Genomic DNA, 23,707 nt, shown 5'->3' with positions numbered 1-23,707 from the left:
GAAAATGACGAGCTCATAAGCTCGTCATTTTTATTAAGCCCTAACTAAGCTAAAGCTTCTCTAAAATCCAATATTGCGAGTAATACAAACCATTATCCATTCGAGCACCCTAAGCGGATTACCTCTTACAATTGAATGTAACTCTTATCCGTTGTGGTTGTTGACGAAGCACTGCACCATACTGGCACCAAAGAGAGCACTTGTGGTTTGTATCCATAGGCAAACCTCGACTAAATCTCAGTTTCGCTCGTTTTATTGTCCACCCTGACCGTTCTCTAGCGCTTTTTGTGCTTGTTTTTTGGCTTTCGTTTCTTTACGGCGACGCTTAAAAAACGCTTGCAGCTGTGTACGACATTCATCTTCTAAAAGGCCTTTATCGATCCTTGCATAATGGTAGGCAGCCTGACTTTCAAAAAGGTTAAGTACCGTACCAGCAGCGCCCGCTTTGAGATCTGGCGCCCCAAACACCACTCGCTTGACTCGACTGTGTAATAAGGCCCCTGCACACATTGGACATGGCTCTAGAGTCACGTATAACGTGGTATCAAGCAAACGATAATTCTCTAGCACTTTACCGGCTTTGCGTAATGTTTGAATCTCGGCGTGTGCTGTCGCATCGTGAGCACAGATAGAGCGGTTCCAACCTTCAGCGATGATCTCTCCGTCTTTGACTAAAACGGCACCTACGGGCACCTCACCTTCCACTTCGGCCACCTTGGCAAGCTCGATGGCTCGGCGCATAAACAATTCGTCTTGAGGGGTAAATGGATGGTTAGACAAGAGGGCTCCAGAGAAAAATAGCTGTTGAGTGCAGGAATATTACCACTAAGTTTTGTTTCGCTACAGCCGCACAACTGGGTAATGAAACGTCTAGTAAAAATTCAAAGGAAAAAGCCTCCCTCTCTGAGAAAAAAAGCGCAGCCCTAGGGCTGCGCTTTAAGCTTGGTTGTAGTATCAATTACATAGTGTAAGTGTAGGGTGCTTGAATTCCCAGTGGGATACCTATCATCCAGTAAGCGACTAGGAACACTGACCAACCAATCAGCATCGCAATAGAGAACGGCATCATCATCGACGCCAACGTGCCAATACCGGCAGACTTCACGTAACGTTGACAGTAAACCACCACGAGAGGGAAGAATACCATCAGAGGTGAAATGATGTTCGATACCGAATCACCAACACGATACGCTGCTTGAGAAAGTTCAGGGGAAATGCCAACCGCCATAAGCATAGGAACCAAAATCGGCCCAATCAGAGCCCATTTCGCTGACGCCGAGCCGATAAGCAGATTTACAGACGCCGTCAGAAGGATCATACCTATGATGGTAACCTCACCTGGTAGGTTCATCGCTTTCAGCCCTTCGGCACCATATAGCGCAAGCATTGTCCCGATATTTGACTGAGCAAACGACGATAAAAACTGCGCACAAAAGAAAGACATTACAATGTAAGCGCCCATGGTCGACATTGTGTCAGCCATTGCTTTAATGATGTCGTTACTGGTCCTGAACGTCCCTGCAACTCGCCCGTATACGTAACCAGGAATGATAAATAAAATGAAGATCAACGGCACAATAGACTTCATGATAGGCGCAGAGAACGCCGTTATTTCACCTTCAGGAGAGCGTAGTGCTGACGTTTCTGGCAGCAGTGCTGCGACTAGCAGTGCAATGCCCCCCATCATCGCCCAACCTGCGTAGCTGAATGCTTTTGATTCAATCTCAGTGAAAGAGCCTAGGTTTGGCGCAGTTTCAGCATCATCATCTATCGGCATTTTAGAGAGACGAGGCTCGATCACTTTCTCGGTGACATACCAACCGATAGCCACAATCAGAACGGAAGACAATCCAGTAAAAAAGATGTTTGCGAGTGGATTAACCACATATTCAGGGTCGAGAACCTGTGCTGCCGTTTGAGTAAAACCCGCCAGTAGTGGATCAATACCTGAAGGGATAAAGTTTGCGGAGAAACCACCGGATACACCGGCAAACGCCGCGGCAATACCCGCCAACGGATGGCGACCTGCAGCGTGAAAAATAATACCACCTAGAGGAATAACCAACACGTAACCTGCGTCTGCTGCAGTATGCGATACGATAGCCACTAAGATCAGCATTGGGGTAAGAAGCTTAGCTGGGGTAAAGTTCAGCATTTTCTTAAGGCCAGTGGTGATAAAGCCAGAAGAGTCCGCCACACCAACACCCAACATGGCAACCAGTACGATACCTAGCGGCGCAAAACCGGTGAAGGTAGTCACCATGTTCGCTAGGAAACTTGCCAGTGCTTCTCCCGTCAAAAGGTTGGTGATAGTCAGAGCTTCACCCGTTCGAGGGTTTGGAAGGTCGAATGTGACATTCGATAAAAGTGCAGATGCAGCCCAAGTGAGAATCAATGCCCAGAAGAACAAAATCGCAGGATCTGGAATTTTGTTACCTGTTCGCTCGATAAAGTTTAGAAAGCGCTCCATCCCGCTCGGCTTCGATGATGGTGCTTTATTTACAGCTTGGTTACTCATGGTAACTCCATAATGAATGATGTTGGTGCCATAGCCTGTTTGAATAATTATAACGGCCTATTATCAACCGAGTATTCTAGTGAATACGAATAAAGAAAGCACAAGGTTCTACAAGTTTTTCCATAATTGGAGACATATTTTGCAAAAACACCATCCCAACTAAACATAATAAAAACAGTTGCGCATCATTCACTTTAACAGTTCAAAAACCATCCATTAACGGAGTTAAATGAGACGAAATCACACTTAAGATACAAGAAGTCTCATCAAAAATTAGGTTTGTTTTTACTTCATCCGCTTAATTATCGAATTCGCTGTACTGCGAAATCATCGTTTGTAGCTTCACGGATTGTGCCTGTCCCATTCTATCTTCCCAGCTTGTGGTAACCGTAATCGTTTTGAGCGAACCGGAGACAGTCGCTGGCGGCACGTCCCACTCCACGGTATACGCACCGGCAACAGAAGATCCTGTTACAATAGAAGCAAAACTGGCCGTAGAAATGGTTGAGAGTGCATCAGACGCCCCGCGAGTACGAAACCATTCCAATTGGTTTTCTGCAAGACGCAGCGCTTCAATACTGTGAATAGCATAGTCGGATTCACGCTCCATATAAATTTGTAGCTTTGTTAACCCAAGCGCCCCAACACCAAGTAAAAGAAAAGAAATCAGTACCTCGATTAAGCTAAAACCTTGTTGTTTAGAGGTCATTCCAAGAGCCCTTTTTCCATTCTAGTTTCTTATGATCGTTAGGAACCGCCGCAGAATCAAACTCTAGATCAACCGCGCTATTGAATACACTCAAACCGCCAACAGTATCAAAAACGTAGCCACCTGTAGGTTTAAACGCTCCTCTAGAGTAAAAGGTTAACTTTTCTTTTTCTTTCGGAGAAAGACCATTTACAAAGGCACTCACCGAAACATCAGATGTCCAGCGTGATGTCATATTAGTGACACTGGGAGAAATCAAATGATAGATGGTTCCCGGAAACCTATTAGATCCATCGACAGCTAAGAGACCATTCTCGATAACGAGTAATTTTGGTGAAGTACCAATACTGGCAGTAGAAAGCTGCGTCCCATCCTCTAAATCGCAATCGCCTTCAACCCAAACTTTAGAGTTTAGAGAGAAAGCTGACTTAATTAAGCTTTGGCAACTTGCTGTTCCAACTCCACTCACTATACCAGTGACAATTTCAAAATCTTGCTTTATTTCAGATAGATCTGATATTGGCAACCCAAAAAAAGCCTCAAATGGATCAAGTTGATTATCATGAATGAAATCATTTTCGAACATCTTTTCGTCACCGATGTAATTAGAGTTGTTCCCAATAACTTTTACTTCATAGTTATTGGGGGCGCCTGAACCATCGCAATTAGAGTCACCTGCAATACACAATCCTGCACGCTCTGTGTTCGTCATATGAGAAGAGCTACAGGTGTTACCGGAAGGATTTTTAGTGACAAAACCACCTTCCAAAATGACTGATGTTTGAAAGCGAACAGACACACATGTATCTGGGTAAACAAACTCAGGCGTGAATGAATAAGACCCTATAAGTTTTAAATCGGAACGAGCTTGAATAGCTCCAGTCGGTCTTCCAATGATTTCAATACTTTTAAAAACTTTAGCACGATTATTTACAATAGAAGAGAACTGAAAGAACTGAGGTTCAACCATAGACTGAGTAGTTGTAATATTACTTAGCGAGCAACTAGAATAGTCTTGCGAACTGGGTATCATTGACATATCGGCTTTATTTATGGCGAAGGCACACTCTAATCCACCTTCCGCCCGCCAATGCTCCTGCCTAGCTTCGATTTGGTTGTTGGCGCGTTTAATTTGGTAAAAGAGAGATTTGTAGCTGCCGAGTGACATCATCAATGCTGCGATAAGCAATACACTAACAACTAATAACGCAACAGCTCCTTGTTGTTTTCCCATTACTGCCAATTCCTTTGTTTTACGGCAAATGACTGCTCCGAATGAATGCTTGGCGCCCCGACTAATCTTGTGCCTAAAGAGATAGTCACTATCGCACTACTCACAGTAGAGCTTCCTACCGATTCCTCTTTAACATCGAACAAATTTACGTAGACAGCTCCTTCATCAAATAGCTTATTACAACCGGTTAGTCCTGCAAAATCATTGACATGCATAAGTGAAACTCGTTTTTTCTCACAAACATATAACACTTTAGGAGAAGTGGCTCGCTGTTCATAAATTACATTTTTATACAGCGGATTCGCTCCTGAAACGCCTATGTAATAGGCATACGCAACTAATCCTCTATTCACATCATTACTGGTATAGATTGTATTTGTTGCGCCTGATATTTTTAGGGAGTCTCCACCGCTCCCATCGAAACCAGCACGCTGCACATCACTCTTTAGCATCTGTAAAACACTCGCAGTATTTTGTAATAGCATCAGTTCTTTAGAGCGCTCCATCGTCATTTTTTGACCACTGATGTAAAGCGAACCAACGACAGCAAGGGAAATCAGCCCAAGTGAGGATGCGATCATAAATTCAATTAGGCCCGCGCCTTTTTGCTTAAGCATATCCATCCTTTATGAGCAAGTTGAATAACCGAAGAACTCGGTATTGTTATCATCGCTACACACTCGAATGCGAGCAGACAAAGTAGAAGAAATTAACTTAAGTGCTTTTGAAGACTCACCAACCGGATAAAATCGAATGTTGCCAGAAGATGGCCGACCGTGAACATCGTCAAAGCTGATTTGGTCGGAAGCATAGTGAGGAGTAACGGCTATACCGCCATAAGGTTCGCCAGAAAAAGAAAACAACACAGTGCCCACTCCTTCTGTTCCGTTATCAGTCAGCTCGATACGCCAGTTACCATCACTGGATGAATTACCAGGCATAATAACGTGGGCCCAAAGCCTCTCACGACGTAATACGGCCTCCGACTTTCCTTGAATAATGAAACCATGCAATTCATTTGCTAAACGCTGCATTTTATTAGCTTCAAATATACTCTGGAAAGATGGCGCTGCCGTCACCAATAAAATACTCAGTACCGCAACAGTGATTAGAAGCTCCAATAACGTAAACCCGCGAGGCATTTCCCAAATTCCTATGCAAACAGCCAGTAGGCTGTAATTCATCTTGCACTGATGCTATCACCTGCCAAAAATAGGCGGAAAAGTGAAAAGGGAACTACTCGTGATGATTCGAATTTCTCGTTGTAACAGCTACAAAAAAAGAGTAAGAGGGATGACATTGATCGAATTAATGATCGCCGTCGTAATTATCGGGATCATTTCTGCGGTTGCTTATCCTTCTTATACTCGCCATGTGATCAAGTCTCACCGCACCGTTGCTTTGAGTGACCTCAGTCGCATTCAATTGGCGTTAGAAACGTCTTATGATAACGGATATGACTGGAGCCATATTATTTCTGGTGGCAGTTGTACGTTATGTGACTCTGATACTGATAGGTTTTCATTTTCTATCGTCAGTTCAGCAAGTATGGCTTATACGATTGAGGCGACAGCGAAGTCTGACCTAGGACAGGATGCAGACGGTTGCTTCCCTCCACGGGAAAACAGCATCAAACTAACCTCTACGAATATTGAAACACCAGCCACATGCTGGAAGTAAAAGTCTCGAAATACACATATAAAAAGGCCCGCATTTCTGCAGGCCTTTGTATTTCTTTTAGCTAATTATTCGCTGAGTCTTAGCTCGTCAAATCATCGAAGAACTTCTTCACACCGTTGAAGAAACCTTCAGCTTTCGGCTTATGCCGTGTCGCCGCCTCACCGCCGCATGATTCTTCAAACTCTTTTAGCAGTTCTTTTTGACGAGAGCTCAATTTCACAGGCGTTTCCACAACTAACTTAACGATTAAGTCTCCGATACCGCCACCGCGAACCCCCTTCACACCTTTACCACGCATACGGAACATACGGCCTGTTTGCGTTTCTGAAGGTACTTTTAGGCTCACGCGACCATCTAGAGTTGGCACTTCAACTTCACCGCCCAAAGCCGCCATTGCAAAGCTAACTGGCACTTCGCAGTACAAGTTGTTGCCATCACGTTCAAAAATGTGGTGTTCCCGCACATGAACTTGTACATACAAGTCACCGGCTGGCGCCCCCATTTCTCCCGCTTCACCTTCGCCAGATAGACGAATGCGATCGCCAGTGTCAACACCCGCTGGGATTTTAACGTTAAGTGTTTTAGTTTTCTGTTTACGGCCTTGACCATGACACTCGTTACAAGGGTCTTTGATGATCTTACCCTTACCATGACAAGTAGGACAGGTTTGTTGTACAGCAAAGAAACCTTGTCGCATCTGTACTTGACCATGACCATGACAAGTGCCGCATATGTCCGCAGACGAGCCTTTCTTCGCACCGCTTCCATCGCAAGTATCACAGTGTACAAGGGTCGGTACTTCGACTTCTTTTGTGACACCACGTACCGCTTCTTCTAGCGTTAATTCCATGTTGTAACGCAAGTCAGCACCACGCTGGGCACGGTGACCTCCGCCTCCACGACGACCGCCACCGAAGATATCGCCGAATACGTCGCCAAAGATGTCGCCGAAGTCAGCACCACCGCCGCCACCAAAGCCGCCGCCGAAACCGCCGCCACCTTGTTCAAAAGCAGCATGACCGTACTGGTCGTACGCCGCTTTCTTTTGAGGGTCGGTCAGAACTTCGTACGCTTCTTTTACTTCTTTAAACTTGTCCGCCGCAGACTCATCACTCTGATTTCGGTCAGGGTGGAATTTCATCGCTAGACGCTTGTACGCCTTTTTAATATCGCGTTCTGAGGCATCACGGCTTACGCCTAATACTTCGTAAAAATCACGTTTTGACATGTTCTTCGTCACCAGTTAATTACTACAAACGGCATTAATTCACCGTTTAGTGTTTGTATCGCTCTAGGTAAGTGCACTTATCCGCAACATACTTAACTAGAAAGACAGCATTTACAAACAGACGGGCGTAAGAGTCCCCCCTAACGCCCGCACACAGAAGTTTTATCGACACCAGATGGCTTTTCAGCCATCTGGTTAAGAACGTTTATTTCTTGTCGTCTTTAACTTCTTCGAACTCGGCATCTACAACGTCGTCTTCTTTAGACTGTGCACCGGCGTCAGCACCTTCTGCTTGCTGCGCTTGAGCTTGTTGTTGAGCGATTTCCATCAGCTTCTGAGAAGCAGTCATTAGCGCTTGAACTTTAGCGTCGATAGCTTCTTTATCTTCACCTTTACGCGCAGTTTCTAGCTCAGAAATAGCTGCTTCAATCTTCTCTTTCTCTTCTGCAGGTAGAGCTTCACCAGCTTCTTCTACTTGCTTACGAGTGCCGTGAACCATTTGGTCTGCTTGGTTACGTGCAATCGCTAACTCTTCGAACTTCTTGTCCGCTTCTTTGTTAGCTTCTGCTTCTTGAACCATTTTCTCGATGTCTTCATCGCTTAGACCGCCAGAAGCTTGGATTGTGATCTTCTGCTCTTTGCCAGTCTGCTTGTCTTTCGCTGATACGTGTAAGATACCGTCCGCATCAAGGTCGAAAGTTACTTCAATTTGTGGCATACCACGTGGCGCAGGCTGGATGCCTTCTAGGTTGAATTGACCTAGAGATTTGTTGTACATCGCTTGCTTACGCTCACCTTGTAGAACATGGATAGTTACCGCGTTCTGGTTGTCTTCTGCAGTAGAGAAAACTTGGTTCGCTTTAGTTGGGATAGTGGTGTTCTTCTCAACTAGCTTAGTCATTACGCCACCCATTGTCTCAATACCTAGAGACAGTGGAGTTACGTCTAGCAATAGTACGTCTTTAACGTCGCCAGCAAGTACACCTGCTTGAACTGCAGCACCCACAGCTACTGCTTCATCAGGGTTTACGTCACGGCGCGCTTCTTTACCAAAGAACTCCGCCACTTTCGCTTGAACCATTGGCATACGAGTCTGACCACCAACTAGGATTACGTCAGTGATGTCGTTTACTGATAGGTCAGCGTCAGCTAGAGCTACTTTTAATGGCTCAAGAGAGCGTTGTACTAGGTCTTCAACTAGAGATTCTAGTTTCGCACGTGTCACTTTAATGTTCATGTGCTTAGGACCCGTTGCATCTGCAGTAACGTAAGGTAGATTTACGTCAGTTTGAGAAGTAGAAGAAAGCTCGATTTTCGCTTTTTCTGCTGCTTCTTTAACACGCTGCATTGCTAGTGGATCGTTTTTAAGATCGATACCTTGCTCTTTCTTGAACTCATCTACTAGGTAGTTGATTAGACGGTTGTCAAAGTCTTCACCACCAAGGTGAGTGTCACCGTTAGTTGCTAGAACTTCGAACGTCTTCTCACCTTCAACCTCATCGATTTCGATGATAGAAATATCGAATGTACCACCACCAAGGTCGTATACCGCGATAGTGCGGTCGCCGCCTTTCTTATCAAGACCGTAAGCTAGTGCTGCCGCTGTTGGCTCGTTGATGATACGTTTAACTTCTAGGCCAGCGATACGACCAGCATCTTTGGTTGCTTGACGCTGAGCATCGTTAAAGTAAGCAGGTACTGTGATAACAGCGCCTGTTACTTCTTCACCTAGGAAGTCTTCTGCTGTTTTCTTCATTTTCTTCAGAACTTCAGCAGAAACCTGAGGAGCCGCCATTTTTTGGCCTTTCGCTTCTACCCAAGCATCACCGTTGTCAGCCTTAACGATTTTGTAAGGCATGATTTGGATGTCACGCTGTACTTCTTCGTCTTCAAAACGACGACCAATCAGACGCTTAATTGCATATAGCGTATTTTCAGGGTTAGTGACTGCTTGACGTTTCGCCGGTTGACCTACTAGCGTCTCTCCGTCAGTGTAAGCAATGACCGATGCTGTGGTGCGCTCACCTTCTGCGTTTTCAATTACACGTGGTTTGTCGCCGTCCAATACAGCAACACATGAGTTAGTAGTACCTAAATCAATACCAATGATTTTACCCATCTGACTATCTCCGAATAAATTCTATTTTCGTTTGGTTATAACCCCAATGTGGGGGAAGGAGAATCGGGTTTCAACCCTTGCTCACAAACAAAAATAATCAATGTTTGCTTCTCTATGCCACATAGATAAGGGCGGCAAAATGCTTTTCAAGGGCAGAATTAAAAAAAAGCGTTTTTTTTCTGAATTAATCCTATTCTTTTTGATTTGTTGGGAGTTGGTCTCACTGTCGTGACTCAATAAAACCTTAGTTTAAGGTAGGAGTATGCCTACCATCACTTCGCGCCGCTAGGCTCACTACCTTCGCCAATCAAACGCTAAAGGAAAATGATCGCCCCAATGCAAAGATACCAGTAAAAGTCATTAGCTCACCAAAAGCGTTAAAAAAAATGCCCATCACTATTGTGACGAGCATTTTATCTATATAAGGATGTTAATAATTATTATTTAGCAACCATGACCATCGCAGGACGAACCACTCGACCATTTAGCTCATAGCCTTTTTGCATAACAAACATCACTGTGTTTGATTCATGATCAGGGCTTTCTTGAATAGACATTGCTTGATGAAACTCAGGGTTGAACGCTTCACCTTCAGGATTAATTGCGGTTAATCCAAACTTAGCAACAACATCTATAAAGGTTTTATGCGTAAGTTCTACGCCTTCAAGGAATGGCTTAACAGTCTCATTTTCTGTATCCGCCGCTTGGATTGCACGCTCTAGGTTGTCAATAACAGGCAACAGCTCTTCCGCAAACTTGTTAAGCGCGAACTTACGTGCTTTGTCGATCTCTTGCTCGGTACGACGACGCATGTTCTCCACTTCAGCTTTAGAGCGTAAAACGGCCTCTTGCTGTTCTTTTACCTTCGCTTCACTAGAAAGAAGCGCTGCTTCAAGCTGAGCAATTTTTGCTTCTGTTTCGTCCAGTTCCACTTCTTCTTCGTTCCATTCGATATCACCATCAGTGCCGACAGCTTCCGCTTCTTGTTCAACGGTTTCTTGCTGTTTTAGCTCTTCTTCTTGGATCTTTTTCTCTTCGTTGCTCATGATATCTCCAGAATTCAACATAATGTTCTTAAAGCCACGCACACTTTACGGACTTTAACCACATAAAAATTCGCATATTTAGGTGACTTGCCATTATTATGGGGATGAAGATTCCTGATTCAAGCCTCTTTAATGCGGAAAGTCTATGAAAAATCCATGTAACGTGATCGCGATTATCGGAAAACCAAGAGATCAACAAGCTATTCAAACTCATAAAGAACTGTACCAATGGCTAACTTCAGAAGGTTACAAAGTATTTATTGATGATCGCCTTGCTGCAATTTTAGACGATATTCCGCAAAGTCAATTTGCCAGCTTAGTCGAGCTTGGAAAAAACGCAGATCTTGCGATTGTCGTCGGCGGTGATGGCAATATGCTCGGCGCAGCGCGTATTTTGTCACGATTTGATGTCCCCGTGATAGGTGTTAACCGAGGGAACCTTGGCTTTTTGACAGATTTAAATCCGGACGAATTTCAAGCGTCTCTGCAAGCGGTACTTGATGGAGAATACATTGAAGAAGAACGCTTTCTGCTTGAAGCTGAAGTGCATCGTCATGGTCAAATAAAAAGCCACAATGCAGCTTTAAACGAGGCCGTTCTCCACCCGGGGCAGATAGCTCATATGATTGAATTTGAGGTTTACATTGATGACAGTTTTGCTTTCTCACTGCGTGCCGATGGTTTAATTGTCTCTACGCCTACCGGCTCAACCGCTTACTCACTCTCAGGTGGTGGTCCCATTCTTTCACCAAGTTTAAACGCGATTTCGCTCGTGCCGATGTTTCCGCATACGCTTTCAAGCCGCCCATTGGTTGTTGATGGAAAACGACGAGTCAAGCTGATTGTGTCTCCGGAAAATCGCGGTGCACAAGAGGTCAGTTGCGATGGACAAGTATCATTACCGGTATCACCTGGTGACGAAATCCATATTTATCAAAGTTTAAATGTGCTCAAACTTATCCATCCAAAAGATTACAGTTACTACCACGTTTTACGTAACAAGCTTGGTTGGTCTAGCAAATTGTTCTAACGTTTTGTTACTTAGGGAAATAACGTCAATTCAGACAACACTATTAAAAACATCCGTCTGGCTGATGACAAAGAACCTTGGGTCTCTGGCAAGGCAGAAATCTACGCTATCGTAACAGGCGTCAACCCAAGTCGTGATGAACCCACTCTTGATTTAGTGGAACTTCCATACTTAGACTACGATAATCAAGATTACTACCCGAATCAGATTATTATTCACTGGTCTCGTTACCGATGGGGCGCTGCGGACATTGTACTAATGGAGCAAGACGACGGTACAGACTATAAACAATTGGCAAAACTCCTCGTTCAAGTTGCTGGAGAAATGCTAAAAGCGATTCCAGATCCAGAAGTTCAGGCTTACGCGATTATTCCGCAAATCACGAATAAGATCATCGACACGCTTCCTGACGGTGTGCTGACGAACGACGATGACTTTGTCGACGTTTACTACACATTAATGCAAGACACATCATACGTTGATCATCCAGGAGCTGGGGTGAATGCCGTCATCACACTAGAACCACTAACGATTCACCCAACTCGTCCGTAACCTGTTCAATTTTAATGAGTCGTTGTAATCACACCGGCTCATTTTTCCTACTCCATCACAAAAAACGCCTCATATAGAAAATTTTTCTTACCTGACTTTACTGTATAAAGAAACAGTATATACTGTCTTCTTATACAGTATTGTTCAGTTATACAGGTAAATAAAATGCTGGGTCATCTAAGTGTTAATAATTTTGCGATTGTTAAATCTTTACAACTCGAGCTGTCTAAGGGCATGACCACCATTACAGGTGAAACAGGCGCGGGTAAATCCATTGCTATCAATGCACTAGGACTCTGCTTAGGTGGACGAGCAGATACTGGTATGGTGCGACAAGGTGAAGAAAAAACCGAAGTTAGCGCTGCTTTTTTACTAGACAGCAATCTAAACGCAACGCGTTGGCTAGAAGATAACGATCTGCTTGATGGCAGTGAATGTATTTTGCGTCGCATTATCACAAAAGAAGGCCGCTCAAGAGCCTTCATTAATGGCAGCCCTGTTCCACTATCACAACTCAAATCTCTAGGGCAGCTACTAATCAATATCCATGGGCAGCACGCACACCATCAATTGATGAAAAGCGATCATCAAATGGCTATGCTCGATCAATATGCAGGACATTTAAACCTATTAAAAAGCACAAGAAGCGCCTACCAACATTGGCGCCAAGCAGATAATAGCCTCAAGCAGCTAAAAGAAAATAGCCAGCAGAACCAAGCGCAAAAACAGTTACTTGAATACAAAATCAAAGAACTGAATGAATTATCACTAGATGAAGAAGAATTTGCAGAGCTCGAACAAGAACACAAAAGATTATCCAATAGCGGTGAGCTCGCCACTACCTGCCAGCAAGCCATCGAACTGATTTACGAGGGTGAAGAAGTCAATGCACTTGGTATTTTGCAATCGGCCAATCACTCCCTAATTCAATTGGGCGAGTTAGATGAAAAGTTATCCGAGCTACCAAATATGCTTTCAGAAGCAATGATCCAACTCGAAGAAACGAAGAACGAATTACGTAGTTACTTAGATGGTATTGATGTCGATCCTAGTCGTATGGCCTATGTAGAAACACGCTTTTCGAAAGTAATGTCTGTTGCACGTAAACATCACGTGATGCCAGAAGAACTATATCAACATCATCAAGATCTTCTAGCCCAAGTAGAAGCGTTAGATTGCTCTGATGAAAAGTTGGATGAACTGGCTCAAGAAGTAGAACAGAAATATCAAAACTTCTTAACCCAAGCAGAAAGACTACATAAATCACGCAGCCGTTATGCAAAAGAGTTGAACAAACTCATTACCCAAAGCATGCATGAACTTAGTATGGAAAAGGCCGTCTTCAGAATCGAAGTAAACAGCGATAATGGTCATCCATCTCCTCTTGGTATGGATAGCGTGTGTTTCTTGGTTTCCACCAACCCGGGTCAGCCGCTACAGCCCATCGCAAAAGTAGCCTCAGGTGGTGAGCTATCACGTATCTCTCTAGCCATTCAAGTTATTACAGCTCAAAAGGTCGATACTCCTAGCCTTATCTTCGATGAGGTTGATGTGGGGATCAGTGGCCCAACAGCAGCAGTGGTTGGCAAGATGCTACGAAAACTTGGGGAGTCAACCCAAGTATTATGTGTGACGCACCTTCCTCAAGTCGCAGGTTATGGACACCAACAAATGTTTGTCGCTAAGCAAACTAAGGCGGGCCAAACCGAAACGCAAATGCATGCCTTAGATGAACAACAACGTGTGGCAGAGTTAGCACGCTTACTCGGTGGTAGCCAGATAACAGACTCAACTCTCGCGAATGCCAAAGAGCTACTGATCGCCGCTTAACGTCAAGTTTACAGAGCGAGTTACTGACACATAATCAGTAACTCGCTCTGAGGCTGCTTCAGTGAAGACACTGAGAAGCAAGTAGTCCAACAAACCAGTAAAACTCATCGACAATAACTTCTGCGCACAAACATACGCTCACAACTGTTAATAAATGCAACTCAACTCAAAATTCATTGTCAGATTTCCTATCATACGGCGCATAGTTTTTTACATCTGCGTCGAGCTTGTTTATTATCAGCGCAGTATTTTAAAGGTTACTAAGAAATTATTATGCAATTAAAGAAGTGGTTAGTTGCCGTACCATTAGCAATGACATTGCTGACAGGATGTTCGGTATTAGAAAAACTGGTTTATCGCATTGATATCAACCAAGGCAACTATGTAGAACAAAGTGCGGTAGATAAATTAAAGTTTGGGATGACTAAAGCACAGGTTCGCTTCGTATTAGGCTCGCCAATGCTTATCGAAAATGGCTACCCAAACACTTGGTATTACATCTATCATCATACCCCTGGGCACGGAAAGCCTGAACAAAAAGACCTGATCGTCAACTTCAACGATCAGGGTACATTAGCTGATATTAGTGGTAACTTTCCGAAAAGTGATGCCTTTTACGAGCAAATTCAGTAAACAATTTTTGTAAAAGACCTCCCTATTGGAAGGTCTTTTTTGCATACCTCTTGCACTTCCGCCAATCAAAATAGTGTTCTAAAATAACGCAGAAACAAGGCTCCTTTCACTCAGCACATTTGCTTTATAAATTCGAAAGTTCAACATTGCTTACGTGTCATCAAACAAGCTAGGTGCCCCGTTATTTATTGTATTAATTACTCTTACGCACCGAACTTGGTCTACCGCCAGTTACAGGATCTGCATTCCCCGCCGCTTTTGCCTGCTCAGCACGTTTACGACGGATCTCTTTTGGATCGGCTAACAATGGTCGATAAATTTCGATTCGATCTCTATCACGAACGGTAGCGTCTAACTTTACATTACGGCTAAACACGCCAACTTTGTTTTTAGACAAATCTATTTCTGGGTACAACTCCAGCACACCGGACTGACGAATAATCTCTTCTACTGTTGCGTGATTATTCACCACTAAGTTAAATACACGTTGTTCATGTGGAAGCGCGTAAACCACCTCGACGTGGATCATATCCGACTCAATACTCATAACACTCATACACCTGTTTTGCCCGTTTGGTAAATGCGTTAACCATATTATGGGTTAGCTCGTTAAAAACTTTACCAAAAGCCATTTCAATCATTTTACTAGAGAATTCAAACTCTAGTTTCAATTCAACCTTACAGGCTTGTTCATCCAGAGCAGTAAAAATCCAACCACCTCGTAACGTTTTGAACGGTCCATCGACCAAGTTCATCATAATGGCTTGCCCGGGAATAAGCTCATTTGAGGTGGTGAACGTTTTGCTGATACCAGCTTTCGCCACATCGACAGAAGCCACCATACCATTACCCGAAGACTCAATGATCCTAGAGCCTGAGCAACCAGGCAGAAAATCAGGGTACTTAGCAATATCATTGACCAGATTAAACATCTGTTCTGCGCTAAAAGACACCAATGCAGAACGAGTGACCTGCTTCATACATACTCCTATCGATACATGTACAGACTTAAGCTCATGCCAATTTTACTTTTATTCCACGATTGCGCAAATAAAGGATTTCCTATCCGATATCCAATCCGTATAATGGTCTATTATGGCAAAGAAAAAAACGAAGCAAAAAGCGGGTAGTAACACTATCGCGCTAAATAAAAAAGCTCGCCACGAATATTTCATTGATGATGAAATCGAAGCTGGCTTGGAGCTCCAAGGTTGGGAAGTGAAAGCCCTTCGCCAAGGTAAAGCCAATATTTCCGAAAGTTACGTATTTATGCGTGACGGTGAAGCCTTTGTGAGTGGCATGACAATCACTCCTTTAAATCAGGCATCGACACACGTAGTGGCGAACCCTACTCGTGTGCGTAAACTACTCATGAGTCGTCGTGAGTTAGACAACGTATTTGGACGTGTTAACCGTGAAGGAATGACATTAACGGCACTCTCTCTGTACTGGTCTCGCTCTTGGGTGAAACTAAAAATTGGTATAGCTAAAGGTAAAAAACTACACGACAAGCGTACAGATCTTAAAGAAAAAGATTGGGCAAGGGAAAAAGCACGCGTAATGAAGAGCACACTGCGTTAATCTTGACCACTTAAACGCATAGTACTGGACAGGCAATGCTTTTCTGTTACTATGCCAACATTACCTGGGGCTGATTTAGGATTCGACGGGAATTCAGAAGTCTGAGGTGCATGCCGAGGTGCGGTAGGCCTCGTTAACAAACCGCAAAAAAATAGTCGCAAACGACGAAAACTACGCACTAGCAGCTTAATAACCTGCTCAGAGCTCTCTCGCCCTAGCTTCCGCACGTAAGACGGGGAATAACGAGAGATCAAACCCAAACGCGCTAGCCCGGATTCTCCCGCCTGAGAGATGAAAGGCGAATTCTAATTCAGGCTAGTCATTCATTAGCGTGTCGGTTCGCAGATGGGTGGCGAAATTAAAGATCGACTAAGCATGTAGTACCAATGATGAAAGGTTTTCGGACGCGGGTTCAACTCCCGCCAGCTCCACCAAACATCAAAACAGAAGCGCTCGGAAGAGCGCTTTTTTTTTCGCCTGAAGCCTTATAGAACGGGCGCTCATCACACTTTTAGAAATCCAAATCGTTCGGAAGCGTTCGGTTGAAATCGGTGCAATCCGCCAGTTTTTGTTCCCCATTGCGTTCCCCAATTTCCCCAATTATATTGCTGGGGAACAGTTGGCGTCCCCAAGCATTTTGGGGAGCACTAAAAAGGATCTAAATGATGGCTAAAAAAAATTCTGACACAACTTATAAAAACGCAACTCTTCTTGAGGGCAAGAACGAACAACTCATCTCTGACAACATTGATAATCTCTATATGCGCTTGCGTTCAGGAAAAGGTGAGGTGAGAAAATCGTGGCAGTTTAACTATCATCATCCTCTGACTAAAAAGCGCATCAAATTAACAATTGGAAGCTACCCAGCTATTTCACTCGCTGATGCTCGTGATAAAGCAAATGAATATCATAAGTTACTTAAAAAAAACATCGACCCGCAAGAGTACGAGCGCACAGGCGGGGTCGAAGCGTTAGACAAGACAAAGATTCTATTTAAAGACGTAGCTGAAAAGTGGTTTGAAGAAAAAATCTTGGCTGAAGACAAAAAGAAGCAACAAGACATAATTGACGATGCAAACAAACGTGCGAAAGCAGAGGGGCGAGGAAAAGCTTCTGAGCAAGAGCTTGACACAGTCTTGCGCGATATCAGATACGCAAAAGACATAAGAGGACGCTTAAATAATCATATATTACCTGCGCTGGGCAATATTCCAATCGCTAAGATAGAGATTTATCTTGCTCAAGAAGCTCTGCTACCGAGCTATGCGAAGGGCATAAACATGGACAAGATTTGTCAAATCTCTAGTCGCATAATGCGATACGCAAAAACACTTGGCTACACGAAATCAAATACTCTCAGTGACTTGAGCGAAGTGTTTGTAAACAAAACGTCCAAACCCCAGCCCTCAGTCGCCCCTGAAGGACTCGATAAGTTAATGCAAGCGATGGGTGAACGCAACATGACAAAAATTGTTCGTGTCGGATTTGAACTTCAAATTCACACATTGTCTCGGGCGTCTGAGATAGTTAAAACCCGCTGGGATGAGATAGATTTCGAAAATAATTTAATAAAGATACCTGGCTACCGCATTAAACGTAGAAAACCACATTTCATACCGATGACCAAGTATACGCGCGGCTTACTGGAGTACTTAAAACCACTCAGCTCCCATCTAGAGTATGTCTTGCCGCCTGATGGTCGCTCAACTCGTCATCACATGAATCAGCAGAGCATCAACGCAAACCTAAAGCGAGCTGGCTTTAAAGATGAAGCTGTATCGCATGGATTTCGACACACAGGCAGTACTTTTTTGAATGACTCTAAAAAGTACGGAGCGAATGAGAAATTTGACCCTGATGCAATCGAAGCTTGTCTTGCGCACAACGATAAAAACAAGATTCGTGATATCTACAATAGCGCAGAGTACATAGAGATGAGACGAGAAATTCTCGAATTTTGGGGCGATTATATCGTCGAACAAACAGCTAACTATCACTCAATCGCCGCACGCTTCAAGTAACCTACACTACAGCCCTCTGAGCATGAGAGGGCTGAATCCCCCTTCTGTCACCACTCTCTTAAAAACAAACCTGTCTTTTATTATACATAACTAGTGCAATAAAATTATTTTAATTATACATAGTCATCTCGTTAAGCCAATCAGATTATAATTATTAATACAAAAACCTTAAAAAACACTTTACAAACCATCATATCGATCATACCTTAATCAACTCGCACAACTGCGAAGCAAAAGCATTAAAAAGTGTAGTAACTACTTTTTTAGAAAGTTGCAAACAAATAATAAGCAAAATAACTTTAAAACAATATAACAAAAAAGAATCATGCATAAGATGCGCTGGCAAGATATCAGCTCACAATGTAGAGAATTCACTTACTAATTATTTAAAGAATGCTTTTGTTTGTTTTGAAGGCTTAATAAAGAATGAACGAACTACAATTTATGTCGCTAAAAGAAGTAATTGAACTTGTTACACTAAAGAAAACTGCGATTTACGATAAGATTAAAAAAGGCGAATTTCCACCGCAGATTCGCATGGGTGGTAACACTATTGTATTCATCAAATCAGAGCTAGAGTTTTACTTAGCTAGTAAAATTCTTGAGAAAGATGAGAAAGAGACAGTACAAAAAATCTTAGAGAAGCGAGAAGATACGTTTAAGCCGATCCTTGAGATGTATATGTAAGATTCAAGAAATTAAAAAAGCCAGCTCACCGAGCTGGCTTTTTTGTATGATGTTTATAAACCATATTTTTCGGGATGAGCTAGCATGTACGCTTCAACTTCTTCTTCGCTCATTCTGTAGTTATCTAGCTCGCCATTCTCTTTCGCAGCTTTGAATGCTTCAGGAGAGCGTCCCTTGCCCGACCAGACATGCGGTTTGCCGTCCAAAACAATGCGGTATTGCGGACGTGTTGGTGCGTTCTTTCTCTCTTTGTTATTACTGCTCTTTGTGCTTCTAGTGCGAGCTGCAACACTCACTTTAAAGCGAGCAGCAATAGCTAATGCAAAATCTTCTTTCGAGATAGACTCTTCTTCTAAATCGCGCTCAATGCTATCAATCAAGTCTTCAATCTTTTGCTTACGCTCAGCTTCCTGCTTCTCTTTCTGCACTTGTACAGCGTCTGTCGCTGCTTTAGTGAATGCTTGAACAGCATCGCCACCGAGCGAGGCAAGCTTTTCAGCTAGGTCTGGTGACTGTAGAAGTGCTTGCAATTGCTCGTTTGTTAGCTCTTTACTCATTGTTTTGGTGTCTACTTTTGAACTTCATTATGTATAATTTAAAGCAAATCAAAGAGTAAATAAAGCGCTCATTTAAAAATAACCAGCACTCACCATACAAATTATTTACAAAAATAGCGCATAACGAGTGCATTCTATTTTAAGAATATAAATAGCACCACCTTAATTTATTTAGAAATAAAAAGAAAACACACCTCATTCATTTATTTTATAAAAATAACTCCACACTACATTAGTTACCCCCTTTAAATTAATGGTATATATGCATTGATGTTGCATGCTTAAGTAGAAAACATGCATGCACGTAAAATAACTTTTCGTGCATCGCACTTTGACTGCTTACATATAGTGCAAACAAAACACGATGCACGAAGACCATTTTTTATTGAAATAATATATTTTATAATAATATTTTAATGGACATTATAATATTAATAAACTTATAATATAAATATATAGAAGGTAACAAGCGGATACTGCTCTTCCCAATTTGTTCCAAATTGGCAAGTTTGTAGATTTAGCCTCCCTTCAGTCGGTTGCGCTAACATGCTTCGCAGTTATCGCTAAGTCGCACGCTGTTGCTCTATAGATAATAAAAATAAAATAATAATAAAAAGAGAAATAATAAAATGAAGATTTCAGAAAAAGAAGACTTAAATAAAATAATAAGAGAAGTAGTAGTTAACACAAAAAGAGAAAATAAAGGCAAGCTAAGAGCGCTTATCGAGCAGACAGATTACAGCTTAGAAGAATTACAATTTATTGTACCGTCTTTACTTCCGCAATTTTCAAACACATCAAAAATTACATTTAGCTCTCATGCGCATTTTTGCAACTTCATAGTAAAAAGCATTTACGTTAAAAATAATCCAGATAACTTTGATGAAAATGCTGTTGATGACTCGCGTCACATCCTGGACGCAGTAGAAAATGGCTTCAAAGAAGAGCGCAAAGAAACTAAAGACTTATGCGATGTAGCAATAAAAACACATGTAACTAAAGAAACCAAAAAACGCTTCACAGCGTGCAGAAATAGTTACAACTACCGCTCTGATGCTGCTTTTCTGAGGGATATTATCTCAAACCAAATCGAGCCGCGACCGAACAATGACGAAGCGTATTTACAGTACTTCAAAGAAACTAAAGAGCTATCAAAAGCACTTCAAGTGCTTGCAGAGGACATTGAAGATGCTGACAGCGCTAAGATAGCTAAACTAAGTAAATGCATTAAAGAGCTTAAGAAGAGCGTTGACGCTACACGCAAGCTAGCAATAGATTCTCACTCATCAGCAACAGCTAAAGTACTAGCTTTAAAATACTTATCTTCGCGTCAGCTAGACGAGCTATGTAAACAAAAGATTCTAGAAGAAGCTGAATTATAAAGCCTGAATTCCCTCCTTATGTAAGGAGGGCTTATCTACCTTTTCTTATTACTTTCTCACTCACAATAATAATAAAGAGACAATAAAATGATATTTACAGAATTAGAATGCACAAGAAGTCAACAGACAGCCAGGGATGCACAGAACCTCGTAGAATACGGCGCAAAACAAAAAGACGCAGATAACTTGGTGAAATATGGCGCAGGTAAAACAAAACATGCTCCTGCCTCTAAAGGACACTCATTCTTCATCTGCGCTAACGAAATAGACTCTATCCCTGTTAGCATGGGCGAACTAGCCACTGGTGCGGACTGGCACGATGCTATCACTGAACTGCAAAGCAGCTATAAGCACAACCCGACAGTCAAGCACCCTTTCCGCCACTTTGTCATCTCTATAGACGAAGGAGAGTACCTCACAGACAAGCAGTGGCGTAAAACAGTAAGAAAGACTATGAATAGTCTTGGTTACAAAAACGCACGCTACATCGCATTTAGACACGAAGATACTGATTCTCAACACGTACACATAACAGCATCTACACAAGATCTCGAAACAAACAAAGTGATATCAAATTGGATGGCTGTAGAAGCTGCTCAAGAAATCATGCGTGAACAAGAAAAGGAATTTGGATTACGACAACTAGAAAACTCATCAGAGATACTGGCAAGAGGTGAAGCAGTTACTTCTGACAAATATTCAAACTCAGTGAAGCTGATGGTAAGGCGCTTAGTTGAATCAAGCATTAAAGAGCTACCAGCGTTAGTGCAAGCTAGAGAAAACATGCTAAAGAAACTAGGTGTAAACGATGAGCACACTACTAAAGCAAGCTTGGCTCTTTATCAAATAGCGCTATTAAGAAATGGCGTTGAAGTAATACTTAAAGAAGACAGAAGCAACGAAAAATTCGTTGGTCTTGTTTACAAATACAATGACTTCATCATACCAGCTTCTAAGCTCAGGAGCGGTAACAAGTTCACCCTCGGCGGCTTGATAAAATCTGGTGTCCTGAAAAGTGATGCAAACATTATAAGTAGCTATGACGAGTCACAAGTCGAAAATTATGATCTTAGAGAAATGTTTGAATCGCAAAAAGATTTTGCAGAGCAAAGATTTGAAACAGTAAGAAAAGACGCTGAAGCACATGCTGATAAAGTAAAGAAGCAAGCTGAAGAGTGGGATAAGCACATGTTTAACTGCTTCATTATCTCGTGCAAAAAGCAGCACCAAAAAGCGATGGAAGATGCTATCGATTTTTGGCTCTATCACGGTAAGCGCATTAACAAACGCGACAAAGCTTTCGTTCACGCAATTTATGAACAAGAAAAGGGCATATACTCAGCATCTAAAACGCTTAGTAAATTCTTCTATCATCTACTACTAATCCTCTTCGAAATGGACAAGAAAAATCACTGGGAATTAAAAATCACCCCAGTTGCGAAACACGAAGACCAAGAGCCAGCAATTAAACAAGCTATTGAAAATATAGAAAAAACATATGGAAACGAAGGTGTCTTTGCTGACAAAAAAAAGCAGAACAGAAGACACAATATCAAGAAGAAACCCGAAGATATCGTTGAAAATACATATTAATTTAAAAAAAGAGGGTTGAATCTCTATTTTTATTATAACAATATAAATAACAAATAATTTATTATTAAAAACCATCAAATTAAATAATGATTTTAATATAAACACTTACATTATGATTGATATTACAAATTTAAACGATATAATTAAAGTATAAATATAATAATAAAAAGATAATAATATGAGTGTTTTTAAAAAGATAAATAATGAGTTAACTGATAACGTTACAGTTCCTGCGAAACAGAAAAAATCTCCCCTCCCCCGCTTTCAGAAAAACAAAAGTGGCAAGATGCTTTACATCATTGTCAGAGACCCAGAGCTGAAAAACTCAAGCGGCAACGCAACGCATGTAACATTAATAAAGCTACCGATTACCGCTCCCACATGTCCACGATCAATAAAAGACTTAATTGCAAAGTACGGTACTGATGAAGCTAAATCTGGAAAGTACGAAATCACTGAGCACAACTTTGACGAGATCATGTCTCACTTCAGACCAGCTAACGAGTTATATAAGAAGTACAGAAAAGAAGAGCTGCATGAAAAGCAAAGTGTTGTTATTAATTCAAAAGAAAAGCAAGTCTGCAAGATTGCTGCATTGATACATCAAGCATCAAATGCTTTTGACGAGCTAGAGGGTGAAGATGAGATTGATGTCCTTGAAGCACAAGAAATCCATCAGGCTTTGTACAGAGTGAAAAACAGACTCAGAGCAGCAAGAATGCCTGATACTTACTATAACGAGTTTCTCTTTAAAGAAGATGATAAAGAATTTGTTGAGCATATGCGCAGCAAGCGTAAGTTTAATCTTGAAGACAAAGCTAGCCTTATGAGATTTGTTAAAGTCTTTTCTAAGCTAACCCCTCTAAAGCTTCGTGACCGTGACTCATCAAAAACTGATACAAAAGCAGTAGCATTAAGAAGAAAAATCGAAGAACTCAAACAAAAAGTAGAATAGAACCAACAGCCCCGATGGGGCTGTTTTTCCTTTTTACCCTTGACTACGGGTAAAGCACAAACTACCCTCTATAGCGGGTAAATACGAGGAATTGTTATGTTGATAACATCGCCTAAGCAGTTAGCCATACATCTACGTGATGACAGAAAAAGCAAGAATCTGTCTCAAACTAAGGTTGCCGATCCTGTGGGCTTAAAACAAGACACTGTTTCTAAGTTTGAACTTAATCCAGAAACCACAAGTATTCAGACATTGTTTCGCATCTTATCTTCGCTAAATCTCGAAATGCATATTGTTCAGAAAAGCGAAAGCATCTACTCGAACTCGGATGATGACGGAGAGAAGTGGTGAG

General features: G+C 42.2%; 23 protein-coding genes, 1 other RNA gene and 1 pseudogene. 13 read left to right on the top strand and 12 right to left on the bottom strand.

Annotated elements, in window-relative coordinates:
* Window positions 1-252: 252 nt before the first annotated feature.
* The 6 genes from tadA to AC3D28_RS00890 all read right to left on the bottom strand — a co-directional run bounded on the left by tadA (window position 253) and on the right by AC3D28_RS00890 (window position 5,603).
* Window positions 253-780: a tRNA adenosine(34) deaminase TadA gene (tadA, locus tag AC3D28_RS00915; protein ID WP_488535262.1), complete on the bottom strand. Its 528-nt coding sequence runs from the start codon at window positions 778-780 to the stop codon at window positions 253-255.
* Between the two features lie 178 nt (window positions 781-958).
* Window positions 959-2,518 (bottom strand): AbgT family transporter, encoded by a 1,560-nt coding sequence (locus AC3D28_RS00910; RefSeq protein ID WP_098416306.1) that lies wholly within the window; start codon window positions 2,516-2,518, stop codon window positions 959-961.
* A gap of 298 nt (window positions 2,519-2,816) precedes the next feature.
* Window positions 2,817-3,227, bottom strand: a complete 411-nt coding sequence (locus AC3D28_RS00905) for a type IV pilus modification PilV family protein (protein WP_488535261.1) — start codon at window positions 3,225-3,227, stop codon at window positions 2,817-2,819.
* A complete protein-coding gene (locus AC3D28_RS00900; RefSeq protein ID WP_488535260.1) occupies window positions 3,217-4,461 on the bottom strand; it encodes a hypothetical protein in 1,245 nt (414 codons plus the stop codon). The genes AC3D28_RS00905 and AC3D28_RS00900 overlap by 11 nt, the downstream gene beginning before the upstream one ends.
* A complete protein-coding gene (locus AC3D28_RS00895; protein WP_488535259.1) occupies window positions 4,461-5,078 on the bottom strand; it encodes a PilW family protein in 618 nt (205 codons plus the stop codon). The genes AC3D28_RS00900 and AC3D28_RS00895 overlap by 1 nt, the downstream gene beginning before the upstream one ends.
* Window positions 5,079-5,087: 9 nt before the next feature.
* The gene (locus tag AC3D28_RS00890) at window positions 5,088-5,603 is read right to left on the bottom strand and encodes a GspH/FimT family pseudopilin (protein ID WP_488535258.1); all 516 of its coding nucleotides are present in this window, start codon (window positions 5,601-5,603) and stop codon (window positions 5,088-5,090) included.
* Window positions 5,604-5,706: 103 nt separating this feature from the next.
* On the opposite strand from AC3D28_RS00890, the gene AC3D28_RS00885 reads away from it, so the two are divergent.
* Window positions 5,707-6,141 (top strand): type IV pilin protein, encoded by a 435-nt coding sequence (locus tag AC3D28_RS00885; RefSeq protein WP_488536030.1) that lies wholly within the window; start codon window positions 5,707-5,709, stop codon window positions 6,139-6,141.
* A 79-nt stretch (window positions 6,142-6,220) separates the two neighbouring features.
* On the opposite strand, the gene dnaJ is transcribed toward AC3D28_RS00885, so the two are convergent.
* The 3 genes from dnaJ to grpE all read right to left on the bottom strand — a co-directional run bounded on the left by dnaJ (window position 6,221) and on the right by grpE (window position 10,534).
* Window positions 6,221-7,369 carry a molecular chaperone DnaJ gene (dnaJ, locus tag AC3D28_RS00880; protein WP_098416311.1) on the bottom strand — a complete coding sequence of 383 codons (1,149 nt, stop codon included), beginning with the start codon at window positions 7,367-7,369 and terminating at the stop codon, window positions 6,221-6,223.
* A 205-nt stretch (window positions 7,370-7,574) separates the two neighbouring features.
* Complete coding sequence (gene dnaK / locus AC3D28_RS00875; RefSeq protein ID WP_098416312.1) at window positions 7,575-9,488, bottom strand: molecular chaperone DnaK; 1,914 nt, start codon at window positions 9,486-9,488, stop codon at window positions 7,575-7,577.
* Between the two features lie 440 nt (window positions 9,489-9,928).
* Window positions 9,929-10,534, bottom strand: coding sequence for a nucleotide exchange factor GrpE (grpE, locus tag AC3D28_RS00870; protein WP_098416440.1), 606 nt, complete (start codon window positions 10,532-10,534; stop codon window positions 9,929-9,931).
* A 145-nt stretch (window positions 10,535-10,679) separates the two neighbouring features.
* Here grpE and nadK point away from each other — a divergent pair, with 145 nt between their 5' ends.
* From nadK to bamE, 4 genes and pseudogenes are all read left to right on the top strand, one after another.
* Window positions 10,680-11,564 (top strand): NAD(+) kinase, encoded by an 885-nt coding sequence (nadK, locus tag AC3D28_RS00865; RefSeq protein ID WP_098416313.1) that lies wholly within the window; start codon window positions 10,680-10,682, stop codon window positions 11,562-11,564.
* Between the two features lie 42 nt (window positions 11,565-11,606).
* Window positions 11,607-12,116, top strand: a pseudogene (locus AC3D28_RS00860) (DUF3103 family protein); the annotation flags it as partial.
* 165 nt (window positions 12,117-12,281) lie between these two features.
* Window positions 12,282-13,946 carry a DNA repair protein RecN gene (gene recN / locus AC3D28_RS00855; RefSeq protein WP_488535257.1) on the top strand — a complete coding sequence of 555 codons (1,665 nt, stop codon included), beginning with the start codon at window positions 12,282-12,284 and terminating at the stop codon, window positions 13,944-13,946.
* Window positions 13,947-14,219: 273 nt separating this feature from the next.
* Complete coding sequence (gene bamE / locus AC3D28_RS00850) at window positions 14,220-14,579, top strand: outer membrane protein assembly factor BamE (protein ID WP_098416315.1); 360 nt, start codon at window positions 14,220-14,222, stop codon at window positions 14,577-14,579.
* Window positions 14,580-14,772: 193 nt separating this feature from the next.
* Here bamE and AC3D28_RS00845 read toward each other — a convergent pair whose 3' ends face one another.
* Window positions 14,773-15,126 carry an RnfH family protein gene (locus tag AC3D28_RS00845; protein ID WP_098416316.1) on the bottom strand — a complete coding sequence of 118 codons (354 nt, stop codon included), beginning with the start codon at window positions 15,124-15,126 and terminating at the stop codon, window positions 14,773-14,775.
* Complete coding sequence (locus AC3D28_RS00840; RefSeq protein WP_098416317.1) at window positions 15,116-15,559, bottom strand: SRPBCC family protein; 444 nt, start codon at window positions 15,557-15,559, stop codon at window positions 15,116-15,118. The genes AC3D28_RS00845 and AC3D28_RS00840 overlap by 11 nt, the downstream gene beginning before the upstream one ends.
* Before the next feature lie 115 nt (window positions 15,560-15,674).
* Between AC3D28_RS00840 and smpB the strand changes: the two genes are divergently transcribed.
* The 4 genes from smpB (at window position 15,675) to AC3D28_RS00820 (ending at window position 18,868) form a co-directional block, all read left to right on the top strand.
* A complete protein-coding gene (smpB, locus tag AC3D28_RS00835; protein ID WP_098416318.1) occupies window positions 15,675-16,160 on the top strand; it encodes an SsrA-binding protein SmpB in 486 nt (161 codons plus the stop codon).
* 66 nt (window positions 16,161-16,226) lie between these two features.
* Window positions 16,227-16,594: a transfer-messenger RNA gene (gene ssrA, locus AC3D28_RS00830) on the top strand.
* 228 nt (window positions 16,595-16,822) lie between these two features.
* A complete protein-coding gene (locus AC3D28_RS00825) occupies window positions 16,823-18,181 on the top strand; it encodes a tyrosine-type recombinase/integrase (protein WP_488535256.1) in 1,359 nt (452 codons plus the stop codon).
* Between the two features lie 426 nt (window positions 18,182-18,607).
* Window positions 18,608-18,868 (top strand): helix-turn-helix transcriptional regulator, encoded by a 261-nt coding sequence (locus AC3D28_RS00820; protein ID WP_017789142.1) that lies wholly within the window; start codon window positions 18,608-18,610, stop codon window positions 18,866-18,868.
* A gap of 53 nt (window positions 18,869-18,921) precedes the next feature.
* On the opposite strand, the gene AC3D28_RS00815 is transcribed toward AC3D28_RS00820, so the two are convergent.
* Complete coding sequence (locus AC3D28_RS00815; RefSeq protein ID WP_488535255.1) at window positions 18,922-19,425, bottom strand: DNA-binding protein; 504 nt, start codon at window positions 19,423-19,425, stop codon at window positions 18,922-18,924.
* Between the two features lie 629 nt (window positions 19,426-20,054).
* On the opposite strand from AC3D28_RS00815, the gene AC3D28_RS00810 reads away from it, so the two are divergent.
* The 4 genes from AC3D28_RS00810 to AC3D28_RS00795 all read left to right on the top strand — a co-directional run bounded on the left by AC3D28_RS00810 (window position 20,055) and on the right by AC3D28_RS00795 (window position 23,706).
* Window positions 20,055-20,807 (top strand): chromosome partitioning protein ParA, encoded by a 753-nt coding sequence (locus tag AC3D28_RS00810; protein ID WP_488535254.1) that lies wholly within the window; start codon window positions 20,055-20,057, stop codon window positions 20,805-20,807.
* Between the two features lie 87 nt (window positions 20,808-20,894).
* Window positions 20,895-22,400, top strand: coding sequence for a relaxase/mobilization nuclease domain-containing protein (locus AC3D28_RS00805; RefSeq protein ID WP_488535253.1), 1,506 nt, complete (start codon window positions 20,895-20,897; stop codon window positions 22,398-22,400).
* Window positions 22,401-22,578: 178 nt separating this feature from the next.
* A complete protein-coding gene (locus tag AC3D28_RS00800) occupies window positions 22,579-23,355 on the top strand; it encodes a hypothetical protein (RefSeq protein WP_488535252.1) in 777 nt (258 codons plus the stop codon).
* A 96-nt stretch (window positions 23,356-23,451) separates the two neighbouring features.
* Window positions 23,452-23,706: a helix-turn-helix domain-containing protein gene (locus AC3D28_RS00795; protein ID WP_276434068.1), complete on the top strand. Its 255-nt coding sequence runs from the start codon at window positions 23,452-23,454 to the stop codon at window positions 23,704-23,706.
* Window position 23,707 lies beyond the last annotated feature (1 nt).

It is taken from the genome of Vibrio sp. TAP-3B (assembly GCF_057784735.1).
Note: the sequence above shows the minus strand (reverse complement) of the source record. Positions and strands in the feature narration are given on the sequence as shown.